Below are 13940 nucleotides of genomic sequence, written 5' to 3' on the forward strand. Positions count from 1 at the left end.
TACCGGCCAGAGTGACCAGTGCGGTTGTGAACGACCAGTACGGGGATATCGACAAAGACGGGTTGTATCGGGTGTCATTTGACTTTGACCGGGCGAGCTGGCCGCAGGGGAGAGAAAGCCTGTGGGTGCGGTTGGCCCGGCCCTATGCGGGGGACACCTACGGTTTTCACTGGCCGTTGCTGGCGGGGACGGAAGTGGCGATTGCGTTTGAAGGGGGCGACCCGGACCGGCCCTATATCGCTCACGCGCTGCACGACTCGAAACACCCGGATCACGTCGCATTTTATAACTACAAACGTAACGTGCTGCGTACCCCGGCGAATAACAAACTGCGGATGGATGACGAGCGCGGGAAAGAGCACATCAAACTCAGTACTGAATACGGCGGTAAGAGCCAGCTGAATCTGGGGCATCTTGTCGATGGTCAGCGCCCGCATCCGAAGAAACGGGGCGAGGGCTTTGAACTGCGCACCGATAGCTGGGGGGTGCTCCGCGCGGGTAAGGGGTTGTTTATCAGTGCGGATGAACAGGCTAAAGCCGGGGGACCGGTGCTGGAGATGCAGGCGGCAATCAGTCAGTTACAGCAAGCGCAGGCGTTAACGGCGGCATTACGGGGTGCCGCTGAAACGGCCAACGCTGAATTAGCGGATTTGCAGCAACAAAAAGCGTTATTGAGTGACACCTTAACGGAACTGAAAAAATCCGCGTTGTTACTTTCTGCGCCGGAGGGGATTGCCCAGACGACGGCAAAAAGCCTCCAGCTTTCTGCGGGGGACAATGTGATGGTCACCAGTGGGGAAAGTACCGATTTCAGCGTACTGAAAAAATTCACGGTGGCTGCCGGTGGGATGATCAGCCTGTTTGCTGAAAAACTGGGGATCAAACTGTTTGCCAGTTGGGGCCGGGTAGAGATTCAGGCGCAGGGTGATGCAATGGGGCTGGAGGCATTGAAAGATATCACAGTAAGCAGTCATGAGGGCAAAGTGATCATCAGTGCAAAACAGGAGATTTTGCTGACTTGTGGTGGGGGATATATCCGTATTGGCGACGGACAGGTGGAATGTGGTGCCCCGGCTCACATTATCCAGCGGGCAGGGACATGGCAGAAGTTTGGTGGACAGAGTTTTAATCAGATGGCTTCCCAACGTGAGACCACGGATTTTTCTATAACACCGCAGGTACTCTGGGCTTTTGATGATTCACCCGTAAATAGCCAAAGCGGGCTTTTACACAACCAGGACAATAGCCGGCAATCCTTAGCGACAGGCTCTGACGGTGAAACCGCTAAACAGCAGCAATTAGGTGTGGAAAAAATGAAATTCTATTTAACAGAAGATAAGGAGTGATTGATGAAAGATTCATCAGAAAAAGTGATTGTTACCCCTGTTTATGACGAACATGGCAGGTTGTATTACCCGTTAGTTAACGCGCCCAGTGAAAAAAATCTGAAAGCCATCTGTTACAAGGTGCCAAACCGGGTGATCCCGGTGATTTTCCTACCCGGGGTGATGGGGAGTAATTTGCAGGATCAAAATGGAACGTCAGTTTGGTGTTTAAACACCAAAGTGGGTGCTTTGATGGATTGGGTTTTCAAGGGCGCAAAAGAGCGAAAAGAGTTACTTGATCCTGAAAACACTGTTGTCGATTCACGGGGAAGGGTGGATGACAATGATAAAGAATGCCCCAAGTTTTCTTCGCGGAAAGAGCGGGGCTGGGGGGAGGTAGCCTATATGAGTTACGGCAAGTTTTTGCCCTGGCTTCAGGCAGCGCTGGATGATCAGGATGATTTATTGAAAAACCGGCTGGAAAGTAATGGTGAAAAGACATTGCGTCAGCAACTGGAGTTTATGGATTTACAGGCTGAGACAGGGGAAGCCAGACTGACACGGGATGAAATTAAGCTGAGTTATCAGTATCAGTTTCCGGTTCATGTGATGGGGTATAACTGGCTTCAGTCTAATGTAGAGTCAGCAAAGCAATTGGTGGGCTATATTCATCAGGTAGTTACGGGCTATAAACGGCGGGGTCAGCCTTGTGAAAAGGTGATACTGGTCACGCATTCAATGGGGGGGCTGGTAGCGCGTCACTATTCAGAAATATTGGGGGGATGTAATAAGATTCTGGGGATTGTGCATGGTGTGATGCCGACATTTGGTGCGCCGACGGCCTATAAGCGTATGAAAACGGGCGAAGCTAGCTTAGCTGGATTAGTGATAGGTAAAGATGGTGCACAGTTTACTGCCGTGATGGCGCAGTCACCGGGACCACTCCAGTTGTTGCCCGGTCTGAGATACGGCAAGTGGTGGTTGAAGATTGATGATGGAAATACACGTCATAGCTTACCGGAGCGTGACCCTTATGAAGAAATTTACTTACAGCGCGATAAGTGGTGGGGGTTATGCGAAGAGCGTTTCATTAACCCGGAAAATAAGGCAAAAAACCGGGCGGTAATGCAGGCAGATTGGGAGAACTTTACAAAAATAATCAGAAAAGATGTGCGTAGTTTTATAGAAGAATTAACTGACTGTTACCACAGCAATACCTATGCTTTTTATGGTAACAGCACGAAACACCGCTCTTATGGCACCGTCCGCTGGGTAGCCCGTAAAGATTATTTTAATCGACCAAGTAATCCTGAACGGGCATTTAATAGCCCGATATTTGACCCGGCTGGTGCCGAATTTTCAGATATGCGCAGTGTCAGATATCCAATATACCCTGACAGTGACTATTCTCTAATACAGACTTTTGCTATAGCGGACCCACAGGAGCCGGGTGATGGCACTGTACCCGTTCAGGGAGGGAAGTTTACCGCTAGCGGCCTGCGTTCAATATTGGGGGCGGAGGTTGAGCATGAAGATGCCTATGATACCGACAAAACGCGTTTTTTTACCCTGCGAGCGATTGTCAAGATAGCACAATCTATTAAACAAACTTCTCTGGCCTACCCAGATGAATAGAAAAAAAGTACTTGTTATTTCGATTGCCAGCCTGCTTGTGCTGGTGTTTTACGGGGTGTGGCGTCGGTTGCAACCCTATCCCCCACATACTGTATTAAATCAGAAGGAACAATTAGCTGTGGACAAATTATTAGCAAACTTACAAACCCGTTGCATTGGCCGGTATTTGGTTGATTTGCCGGAAGCGTACAATAATACCCTCAATGGTGCTGTTTGGGTGAACAAGAATCGGGTGGAAACTCAACGGCTCTATTTGCCTGCTTTTGAACAACGTATCCAATTGCGGGAGCAGGCATTACGGCAGACAAGAATAACGAAGGACATTAATATGCCCTATTTAAAGAATATTTATTCTGTCCCTCAGGGGATGAAAGGGATTATTTTTGAACGCATAGAAAATGTAAGCGTTGATGATGCATTCAGAGTACTGGAGGCTTACTTGTACAGTAATGGGGTAGCAATTAAGGTAGAAATGGAGACGACAAATGGTTCAGCCGCTCGCTATGATAAAGACAGGGCATCCTACCCTGCTGTATATGCCAATACAACTCAGAAAGATTTAGTTACATTGAGGGATTTATTATCCCGTATACAGGGACGTGCAGAAACAGAAATTCCGACGACGGCGGGAAGTTGTATTTCCAATGCGTTTATTGCTGATAACCAAAGGGATAAGGAACGTATACAGGCATGGTATAAAGCCAGGCCGGATAATTATTTGAATGTCACGATGATGACAAATAATTATATTCAGGAAGACGACAGTATGCTGGAGCGCCTTAGTGTAATTAAAGCGGCCCTGTACCGGGGGCATATTTTCCGTAAAGGAGTTAGAAAGATTAATGGGCTGGATACCGAGGAATTATTGGCGGTGGGATTACAGCAGAATAGTGATGATCCGCGTTATCAGTTTACATTATTAACCAATGAGAAAACTGGCGGAAAAAAAACACCGGTATTTGATTTGACGGTAATGAACAATGGAGAGTTGCCAACGGCTTATACCCAGAATGAAATAGTGGCGTTCTGGGATGCAATTAGCCAGACCGTCAGAGTCAGGCCGGGCGCTTTCAAATAGCGATAAAAATAGGCTTTAAATTAAAATCCTGATAAGCATGTCAGGATAACGGGAATCAAGGTGAATCAGAATGATAAAGCCTGATGATTCACTGTTCGTTTAAGGGTGAAGATTGTGCATGGGTAAAGATTGAATAAAGAATATCTGCCTGATTTTATTGGCAACTGTGGCTGTTTTCTCTGTGGAAGGTTGTTTTTTAAATAATGAATTAATGAGAGGTTCAATGTGATCCACTTTGGTTTTTGGGATACGGTATTAATCTGTATTTTCCTTGTTTTCTATTATGCCTGGCCGTTTATAGTGATGATTGATGGCGTTGTCATTTATCAGACTGTCAAATGTATTAAGCAAAAGAAATACAAACGTCTCCTGTTCTTAATCCCGGTGGCGGTATTACTGAGTGGGCCGCTTATTTATTTTTTAATTCAATGGTTAAAAGTATGGAGCTATTAAAATCAAAATTAATAACGAAGTATCCCGGTATAACAGATGATTTCCAGATACCTGATGATTTATTTAGGGTTATTTTGATAACCAATAGAGGATATCACCATGTCTGGTAGGATTTGTTTAAGTGATACCCCCTGTGGGTGTCATATATTGAATTCAATGCTTCATCATGATGTCGAGTCATCATGATGAGCTGGCCGAGAGAGACATACAGACCGGGGGTAATGCTGACTTGGGCCAGTGTGAATGCGGGGTCATGTTTATTTGGGGATTATCAGGGGAACTGGGGGCTGGTCCGCTGGCTGGAACGGGCGAAAGCGGAGAGGCTGGATGAGAGCCGTTATCGGTTAACGTTTGTGGCCCCGGATGGTTTGCCGCTGACGTGGATTTTACGCACGGAAGTGGGCCGGGGACCGCTGGCGTTGCTGAAACTGCGGGGATTTACGTTGCCGAAGGAGATTTTTGAGGTTACTCCGGGTAAGGAGATGCAAGCCGTGACAACTGATGAAGATTGGGAGGAAGAATAATCAGGTGTTGTATCACATAAGCAAGGAAAGCTAGATCTGAAAGAGAAACACCGCAAACATGCGGTGTTTCAGAAATAAAGCCAAATATTAAATTAAAGAACGTGAACAGAAGAGGTGTTGGTTGTACCGCTTGGAACCAGAGCGCCAGATACCATAACCACGATTTCGCCTTTCTTTGCCAAACCGCTAGCCAGTGCCGCTTCTTTACCGATACGGTAGAAGTCATCAGTTGATGCGATCTCTTTGACGATTTGCGTAGAAACACCTTTAACCAGAAGCAATTGACGTGCTGTTACTTCATTCGTGGTTAACGCCAAAATAGGGGCACCTGGGAAGTATTTACGGACAGATTTGGCAGATTTACCACCATATGTTGCAACCACAATCAAAGGTGCTTCCAGTTTTTCTGCGGTTTCAACCGCTCCACGGCATACCGCTTCGGTTACGCGTAGTTTACGGCAATTGACAGCTTCAATACGGCTTGGCATGACTCGGTCTGTACGCTCACAAATTGTTGCCATGATAGTCACCGCTTCTACGGGATATTTGCCTTTTGCGCTTTCACCGGAAAGCATAACAGCATCAGTACCATCCAGAATAGCGTTAGCAACGTCTCCCGCTTCTGCGCGAGTAGGGCGCGGATTTTTGATCATGGAATCCAGCATTTGAGTTGCAGTAATCACAACTTTGCGAGCCATGTTACATTTTTCAATCATCATTTTCTGGGCGAAGATAACTTCTTCCACTGGGATTTCAACACCCAGGTCACCACGGGCAACCATAATCCCGTCAGAAGCTGCCAGGATCTCATCAAAGTTGTTCAGACCTTCTTGGTTTTCAATCTTAGAGATGATTTGAATATTTTCACCGCCGTGGGCTTCTAGATGTTCACGGATTTCCAGAACATCAGAGCGTTTACGGATAAAAGAAGCGGCAACGAAATCAACACCTTGTTGGCAACCGAAGATTAAATCTTGTTTATCTTTCTCTGCTAAGGCAGGCAGGCTGATAGAAATACCTGGCAGGTTAACACCTTTGTTTTCACCCAAGTCGCCATTGTTCAGAACTTGACAAATGACTTCTGACTCAGTGACTTCTTTGACTGTCATGCCGATTAAGCCATCATCAACCAGAACTGTGTTACCCGGCGCTAAATCAGCAGGAAAGCCACTGTAAGTGACAGCAACACGGTCTTTGTTACCGATAACTGAAGTATCGGTGGTAAAAGTGAAAGTTTGACCCGCAGTCAGGGAAACATCATTACTGCCTTCCAGCTTCATGGTGCGGATTTCAGGGCCTTTAGTATCCAGCAAAATAGCTGCTTGCTTACCTGTTTTAGTCATAACTGAGCGAATGTTTTGAATACGCTGACCGTGTTCTTCATAGTCTCCGTGTGAAAAATTGAGACGCATAACATTCATGCCAGCATTCAACAATTCAGCCAGTTTTTCCTCGGATTCTGTTTTTGGTCCGATAGTGCAAACAATTTTGGTTTTTTTCATGACAATTTATCTACAGGTTTTTAATGGATGAAAATAGTGAGCCGTCAACTTTATGGTTTGCGCAGATATCATCTTGTGCTGAAAGTTGCGCAATACCATTAAGGACAGGTGACGGAGAAGATATGCGGTATCTTTTTGTGTGAGGTAGACACATGTAACTATACGAGCATATACGTACTATCAATCTGTGATTTTTCAGTGTTCGTAAATTAATGTGCTGAAACCATTCAACTATAAATTGCGCCGTATTATAAAGAGTTATTTTTGTTAAATGAATTAAAAAATGATTGTGTAGATTAATTATAACAGTAAAACCAGAAAATGGCACAAATTGCAGCAGGAAGTTATGACTTATAGTGTGATTTCTATCTAAAAAATCAACGAGTTATCTCATTTCAGAAAACGATCTTTCCGCCATTAAGACGCTGAAATAAAGGATTGGTTCTAAAGATTTGGTGCGTCCGAGTGGACTCGAACCACCGACCCCCACCATGTCAAGGTGGTGCTCTAACCAACTGAGCTACGGACGCACTAAGAAGAGAGACTATCAACCAACCAATCTGGTGCGTCCGAGTGGACTCGAACCACCGACCCCCACCATGTCAAGGTGGTGCTCTAACCAACTGAGCTACGGACGCAATCTAAATTGCATTGGTGACAGCGGGGACGAATGTTAGCGGCCAGTTAGCCTTCTTGCAAGGGGAATAATACAAATTATTGTTTAACTGCTCGTATTTGCATCTTTTACAGTGAATTTGTCGTTTATTCCTACAGTAAAAATATTCGTCCCCGGCTTTATAGAAAACAAATCAACGGGCTGAGCGCTGCAGAATTATCTCATCTGATTGTTTTTGTATCCATAACATACGGAAGGATATCATTATTGCTGATGCGGTCAGGCCAAGAATAAAGCCGATCCAGAATCCTGTTGGCCCCATAGCAGGAACAATGTAGTTGGTTAATCCCAGAATATAACCACTTGGTAGCCCCAGAATCCAATAAGAGCTGAAAGTGATATAGAAGATAGATCGTGTATCTTTATATCCACGTAAGACACCAGTACCAACAACTTGTATTGCATCTGATAATTGGTAGAAAGCGGCAAACAGCATCAGATGTGACGCCATGATGACAACTTCAGGGTCGTCGTTATACATCAAGGCAATCGGTTCTCGCAGAATGATAGTAAAGATTGCGGTAAAACAGGAGAACATCAAACCTACGGCAATACCGGTATAAGCTGATATACGGGCGCTCTCAATAGATCCTTGTCCCAGGTTGTATCCCACTCGAATAGTCGCTGCAATGCCTAAAGATATTGGAAACATGAACATCAATGAACTGAAATTCAGGGCGATCTGATGCCCTGCAACAGCGGTAACTCCTAAAGGGGCGACCAATAATGCCACTATCGCAAATAGAGTAATTTCAAAAAACATTGCCATAGCAATAGGCAAACCGAGAGCTGAGATACGTTTCAGGGTATGCCATTCTGGTGCCACAAAACGACGCACAGGGCGGATATCTTTTTGTGATGATGAATGTTTCACATATAAACGCATTAAAAGAAACATGGCCCAGTAAACGCTAGCGGTAGCAACACCACAGCCAACACCACCCAGAGCAGGAGCGCCGAATTTACCGTGAATGAATATGTAGTTAATCGGGATGTTAATTAATAATCCTAAAAAACTAATAATCATTCCTGGTTTGGTTTTCGACAAACCCTCGCATTGATTACGAAGTACCTGATAAAACAGGTAACCTGGCGCGCCCCACATTATTGCGTGGATAAATCCAACGGCTTTTTCTGCTAAAAGCGGATCTATATTGTGTTGTTTATCAATTAGAAATTTACAGTTGTATAGAATAGCAATAATTATGATTGAGAGAAAAGTCGCTAACCAAAATCCTTGTTGTGTTTGGTTCGCAATCATTTTTCTACGACCAGAACCATTCATTTGCGCAATAATTGGTGTCAAGGCCACTAGCAGGCCATAACCAAATAAGATAACTGGTAGCCAGATAGAGGTACCAACAGCAACTGCGGACATATCTGTTGCACTGACGCTACCTGCCATAACCGTATCCACAACTCCCATCGCAGTTTGTGAGAATTGGGCAATGATGACAGGGATACCTAGAGCAAGCAGATTACGCGCTTCTTTTAAATACTTCTGCACGTATTACACCTTATTTATAAAGTAGAAAATGTTAAGGAAAACTCCTGTATATGAGAAACGATTTTTGAAAAATCAATCGTTTAACTAACCATAGTATTGTATCTGTTTAATACTATTTGGCAAGGAATGCGGTGATACTCCGTTTAGGGTAGGTAACCGTCACCCACCAGTAATAGGATGTCTACATTCAAAATGCTCGTGTAGTATTTATAAATGGCAACTTGATATAAACTAATTAGTAATTTTACATGGTATTAAGAGGTTCTCTTATGTTTACTGGTATCGTTCAGGGAAAGGCACTATTGGTTGCTGTTGATGAAAAAAATAATTTCCGGACTCATGTGGTTAAATTCCCGGCTGAGTTATTGCCAGGCATTGAAACGGGAGCGTCAGTTGCCAATAACGGTTGTTGTCTGACAGTGACCAAAGTAGAAGGTGATAAGATCAGTTTCGATTTAATGAAAGAGACTCTGCGCCTGACCAATCTGGGTGATTTACAGGTAGGGGATTATGTAAACCTGGAGAGGGCGGTTAAATTTGGTGATGAAATTGGCGGGCATTTGATGTCCGGTCATATCGTCACTGTTGCTGAGATATCCAAGATTTTCACTTCAGAAAATAATCATCAAATATGGTTTCGTATCCACGATAAGCAGTTGATGAAATATATCCTGCATAAAGGGTTCATCGGCATTGATGGCATTAGTTTGACAGTTGGTGATGTGGTCAATAATCGTTTTTGTGTTCACCTTATTCCTGAAACATTGGAACGCACAGCATTGGGTAAAAAACGTCTTGGTCAGAAAGTGAATATTGAGATTGATCCTCAGACTCAGGCGATCGTTGATACCGTAGAACGGGTTCTTGCTCAGAAAGAGCAGGAAAAAATTATCGCTCAACATCCAGTGATTGTTCTTGATGAATAGTTGATAAATAAATGAAAAGCTACAGGGTGTTCTTGTAGCTTTAAACTTTAAGCTGATAAGGATGTGTCATTAAGTCAGTACCGAAGAATCGTTGAGCTTATCGATGATGAAGAGATGAAGCTTTGTGATTTCTATTGCAGTATCTTGTGTATTATGTTAATTAATATAATTGCTATTTGTTATTATATTGTTAATTTTTCTTCTTGCAAAGTGCAAGTTAACCGTATCACTGTATTTTTAGAGGCTATTGTATGGAAAACACACTTGAGTTAGATGAGTGGCTTGAAGAACCTACACATGATGATGCTGTTGAAATGATGAATGCACAAGCTGTCGTACCTTTCGGTACGGCCCTTTGGCCTTAACGGTTATTAGTCATATAAAGTAAGGGGAGTTTCCCCTTACTTAAAAATAAACAGGATTGCTCTTATGGATAGAAGTCTCGGAAATATGTATCGCTGTTTATCGTACCATCCTGCAATTTCGGATAAAGTAAGAAATGATGAATGCATCAACTTATTTATTGGATCTGATATTGAACATGGTGATATTGCGCAAAAAATGCATGTGTACGAAAAGAATTTCAAAGTAGAATCCGATTTTATTTTTTTAGAAGAAGCATCTGTTGATGATGTAAAACAGAAAATATCCGATTGCGATTTATTTATTTTTCTTTACGCATCATCAACATTAAAAAATGTATCTCCACAAGGTCCGGAATATTTAATTAAAATAAAACGCTTTATTACTGAATCATGGAAAAAATCAGTACTATTTAAAGATTATGGTTCTCATTTCATTGAAGCATTTAGCGAGTTACAAGAATCAATAGCAGAAAGAAATAAAAAACTTATTGAACTATTGAATCGATCGCAAAAAATTCAATATACGGATAATAAAGGGAATTCAATTACAGGTTATTTAGATAAAGATCATAAATGGACTTCTATTGATGGAAGTGGAAATCCTGATGTTGTTCCTGGAGAAATAGCGAGTCATATAAAGAACCTTAATGGCAACGTTAGTTTCAGTGGTACCTTTTTGAGTACTGCACCATTTGCCATAAAATATGGGGTTGTCAATGATATGATGACTATAAATATAAAGAATGGTGAAATTATTGGGTTTGATTGTGACAATGCTGAATTCAACCGGGATTTTAATTTATATCTAAATCATAATCACAGTAATAGAATTGTTGAAGAGTTTGGTATTGGTACCAACACGGGAGTTAAATCACTCTACGGCAGAAATGCGGGTTTTGAAGAAAGGCATCCTGGTTTACATCTTGGTTTAGGTGGTGGAGTAAAGGGAAGCCATCATTTAGATTTGATCTTTTCTAATGGAAAAATCGCGTTTGATCAAACAACCGTTTTTGATAATGGTTATATTGGTTATTTTAGATAGCGAAGGGTGATTATATTTTTAATATTAAAGAAATTATTTTCATAAGTATTTAAACAGTATAATCATATCAAAATCCTCCTTTTAATATTTAAAGATCTGAAATCGATTTCTTATATTGTTTAAACTTAGTTAATTAGAAGCTACAGCGGTATTCCACTGTAGCCTTTGATTAATTAGCGGGTGACTCGTAATCCACCTTCAATACCTTTTTGACTGAACATTATCTGCCATAGTTGAATATCGCGGGCACGAAATGCACCTGCACTAGCATTTAGGTAATAGCTGAACATACGTTTAAATCTTGGGTTATAGTTGTCTTGTATTTCAGGCCAACTGGCAATAAACCGTTCATACCAAGCCATCAATGTGCGGTCATAATCTGCTCCAAAATTATGCCAATCTTCCATAACAAAATGGCTTTTACTAGTATGTGCTATTTGTTCAATAGAAGGTATACAACCATTAGGGAAAATATATTTGCTAACCCACGGATCAGCACTGATTTTATCTCTGCTGGAACCAATGGTATGCAACAGGAATAAGCCATCAGGTTTCAGGTTTCTTTTAACAACCTCGAAGTAAGTTGAATAATTCTTAGGCCCGACGTGTTCAAACATACCGACAGAAACAATCCTGTCGAACTGCTGATGTAATTTCCGATAATCTGTCAGAATAATGTTTACGTCCAGATCAGTACATTGTTCCTGTGCATATTTCTGTTGTTCCGTAGAGATGGTTACACCTGTTACGGAAACACCATAGTTTTTTGCAGCATAAGCGGATAATCCCCCCCAACCACAACCAATATCCAGCAGGGTCATCCCTTGAGAGAGTTCTAATTTCTCGCAAATGAGTTTCAACTTATCAAGTTGAGCTTGTTCCAGTGTTTCAGCTTGCTTCCAGTATCCACAGGAATATTGCATATGAGAGTCAAGCATACGGGTGAAAAGATCATTACCTAAATTATAATGTTTATGACCTACAATCCATGCCCGTTTTGGGGTTTGCAGATTACGCAAACGGGTTATTGCGATTTTTAGTATGTCTTTGAGGCTATTAGGCATTTTATTTTCTAATCCAGAGCGTAAAACGCGATAAAAGAAAATATCTAACCGTTCACAATCCCACCAGCCATCCATATAACTTTCACCTAATCCCATTGATCCCTGTTGTAAAACTCTTTTATAGAAGTCAGGATTTTTTACCTGGATATCATAAGGATTGTGACCATTAACCTGTATACCTGCTTCTTGTAGCATTTCATTGGCAATCTTCTGCCAGGAGTTAGTGACGACTTGCTGGTTTCCGATATAGGATGAACTCATATACTCTCCAACGTTAAGGTGATGGAATTATTGAGGAGCTCGTTTTAGCTAATTAAAGCAGAATGCGAGAACGCAAGATGCAAAACGTTAAAGCGAAAAACCCTAAATATGACTAATCCATAAGTTTAATCAGAGCGGCCATTGCTCCTGAAAACCTCAAATTCCAGATTATCAGAATTTAGAATAAGGAATTAGTATGAGTATAAAAGCGTAAAATTGTTTCATCAATTAATAAATAAAGACTGTAATTAATTGAATATTAACAGTCTTTATTTGATTAATACTTTGATTAATGTCAGGAATGTTGTTCAGTAGCTTGCATGCAGCGGTCAGGTTTTTTTTTCCACTGTATAAAATATCCTAATGACATTAACACAATGGTAGAAGCCATAACCGCTGTTGTTGATACCAATGGATTGCCGATAAGTGGATTGTCGATAAATGCTGAAACAATCAGACTAGCAATAAAACAAAGCCCTAATTGAAGCGTATTTTGCAATGCTGCTGCTTTTCCACTGTCTTGTGGATAAGCGGATAAAGCATTTGCTACCGCTATCGGATATGAAGCACCATTCATTGCTGCCATAAAACAGAAAGGTATCAGAATTATGAGCAGGGTAGGTTCGCTGAATTTTGCAATGAAATACAGTGCAATCATGCTGACAGCATAACCAGCCAATAGATAAGGGAAAACAATCTCACTTTTTATTTTAGTTAAAATGCTGCGGCACCCATAACCTCCTATCATAAAGGCCAATGTTTGTGGTACGTAACTCAGACCTATGTCATTCGGGTTATATCCCATCTCACTAAGAATAACAGGCGAGCCTGTTAACCAGGCAAAAAAGCCAGCGCTGCATGATGCAAATATTAGAACATTGCCACTGAACATCGGTGATCTAAGTAACGTAAAGAAAGATACATTACTCGTCTGCGTTTGAGCCTGACTCTTTCTACGATTTTCTTGCAGGAATAGAGTCGATAACAGTAGCAAGAGTGTCATTGCCATTAATACCAGGAAGATTATGCGCCAACCGCCATGTTGTAACAGCCATGCTCCCATCAAAGGCGCCAGAGCAGGGGAAAGGGCAACCAGAGGCATAATCGTTGCAAAAACGCGTTTGGTACGATTGCTATCATAACGATCAATAACGAGTGCTTGCCATGAGACGGCAGCTGAACAAACACCTACGGCTTGGATAAAACGCAACACTAAAAGTTGAGAGGCGTCTGTTATCCAAATCATGCCCAGACAGCTAATAGAAAATATTGATAACCCGATGATGATGATAGGCTTTCTTCCAAAGCGATCGGAAAGAGGTCCCCATAGAAGCTGAGCAAAGGCAAAACCTGCAAGAAAGATGCTCAGGCTGGCACTGATTGCTCCAGCCGACGTACCTAATTCTTGTTGCATAGAGCCGAAAGCTGGCAGATACATATCAATAGCCAGATAACCTAGCATACTCAAGCCTGCAAGGTAGAACATGAACTGACTTGAGTTTTTCATTTGATTATTCTCTTTGGATGTCATGATTGAAATAACTTGCTGTGGTAAGTAGATAAGAACATTTGTACGTATTCT

At 42.1% G+C, this 13940-nt stretch carries 10 protein-coding genes and 2 tRNA genes; 6 read left to right on the plus strand and 6 right to left on the minus strand.

From position 1 onward, the window contains the following. From C5469_RS05820 to C5469_RS05835, 4 genes are all read left to right on the plus strand, one after another. Positions 1-1346: DUF2345 domain-containing protein (locus tag C5469_RS05820; protein WP_166303599.1), on the plus strand; the 1346-nt coding region annotated here is incomplete at its 5' end. 3 nt (positions 1347-1349) lie between these two features. After that, the gene (locus tag C5469_RS05825) at positions 1350-2960 is read left to right on the plus strand and encodes an esterase/lipase family protein (RefSeq protein WP_166303601.1); all 1611 of its coding nucleotides are present in this window, start codon (positions 1350-1352) and stop codon (positions 2958-2960) included. Then, entirely contained in the window at positions 2953-4038 is a 1086-nt protein-coding gene (locus tag C5469_RS05830) for a T6SS immunity protein Tli4 family protein (protein ID WP_166303604.1), read from the plus strand. Before C5469_RS05825 ends, C5469_RS05830 begins: the two co-directional genes overlap by 8 nt. Positions 4039-4673: 635 nt before the next feature. Then, a complete protein-coding gene (locus C5469_RS05835; RefSeq protein WP_422615850.1) occupies positions 4674-5015 on the plus strand; it encodes a type VI secretion IcmF C-terminal domain-containing protein in 342 nt (113 codons plus the stop codon). Positions 5016-5107: 92 nt separating this feature from the next. On the opposite strand, the gene pykF is transcribed toward C5469_RS05835, so the two are convergent. The 4 genes from pykF to C5469_RS05855 form a co-directional block, all read right to left on the minus strand. After that, positions 5108-6517, minus strand: a complete 1410-nt coding sequence (pykF, locus tag C5469_RS05840) for a pyruvate kinase PykF (RefSeq protein WP_166303607.1) — start codon at positions 6515-6517, stop codon at positions 5108-5110. A 453-nt stretch (positions 6518-6970) separates the two neighbouring features. Then, positions 6971-7047, minus strand: a tRNA-Val gene (locus C5469_RS05845). Positions 7048-7078: 31 nt separating this feature from the next. Then, positions 7079-7155 (minus strand) — tRNA-Val (locus C5469_RS05850). Positions 7156-7326: 171 nt separating this feature from the next. Beyond that, a complete protein-coding gene (locus tag C5469_RS05855) occupies positions 7327-8700 on the minus strand; it encodes an MATE family efflux transporter (RefSeq protein WP_166303609.1) in 1374 nt (457 codons plus the stop codon). A gap of 269 nt (positions 8701-8969) precedes the next feature. On the opposite strand from C5469_RS05855, the gene C5469_RS05860 reads away from it, so the two are divergent. Next, on the plus strand, positions 8970-9626 hold the full coding sequence (locus C5469_RS05860; RefSeq protein ID WP_166303612.1) for a riboflavin synthase subunit alpha: 657 nt from the start codon (positions 8970-8972) through the stop codon (positions 9624-9626). 429 nt (positions 9627-10055) lie between these two features. Further along, the gene (locus C5469_RS05865) at positions 10056-11033 is read left to right on the plus strand and encodes a M29 family metallopeptidase (protein ID WP_166303615.1); all 978 of its coding nucleotides are present in this window, start codon (positions 10056-10058) and stop codon (positions 11031-11033) included. A 173-nt stretch (positions 11034-11206) separates the two neighbouring features. Here C5469_RS05865 and cfa read toward each other — a convergent pair whose 3' ends face one another. Continuing rightward, positions 11207-12358: a cyclopropane fatty acyl phospholipid synthase gene (gene cfa, locus C5469_RS05870; RefSeq protein WP_166303618.1), complete on the minus strand. Its 1152-nt coding sequence runs from the start codon at positions 12356-12358 to the stop codon at positions 11207-11209. Positions 12359-12653: 295 nt separating this feature from the next. Continuing rightward, entirely contained in the window at positions 12654-13865 is a 1212-nt protein-coding gene (gene punC, locus C5469_RS05875) for a purine nucleoside transporter PunC (protein WP_207628793.1), read from the minus strand. Positions 13866-13940 lie beyond the last annotated feature (75 nt).

This window comes from Photorhabdus cinerea (assembly GCF_011189575.1).
Lineage (GTDB): Bacteria > Pseudomonadota > Gammaproteobacteria > Enterobacterales > Enterobacteriaceae > Photorhabdus > Photorhabdus cinerea.

Bases quoted from the DNA above. Each gene is read 5' to 3' on its own strand.
- punC (WP_207628793.1), bottom strand. From the start codon at position 13,865: ATGAAAAACTCAAGTCAGTTCATGTTCTACCTTGCAGGCTTGAGTATG.
- C5469_RS05830 (WP_166303604.1), top strand. From the start codon at position 2,953: ATGAATAGAAAAAAAGTACTTGTTATTTCGATTGCCAGCCTGCTTGTG.
- C5469_RS05865 (WP_166303615.1), top strand. From the start codon at position 10,056: ATGGATAGAAGTCTCGGAAATATGTATCGCTGTTTATCGTACCATCCT.
- C5469_RS05835 (WP_422615850.1), top strand. From the start codon at position 4,674: ATGATGAGCTGGCCGAGAGAGACATACAGACCGGGGGTAATGCTGACT.
- C5469_RS05825 (WP_166303601.1), top strand. From the start codon at position 1,350: ATGAAAGATTCATCAGAAAAAGTGATTGTTACCCCTGTTTATGACGAA.
- pykF (WP_166303607.1), bottom strand. From the start codon at position 6,517: ATGAAAAAAACCAAAATTGTTTGCACTATCGGACCAAAAACAGAATCC.
- C5469_RS05860 (WP_166303612.1), top strand. From the start codon at position 8,970: ATGTTTACTGGTATCGTTCAGGGAAAGGCACTATTGGTTGCTGTTGAT.
- cfa (WP_166303618.1), bottom strand. From the start codon at position 12,358: ATGAGTTCATCCTATATCGGAAACCAGCAAGTCGTCACTAACTCCTGG.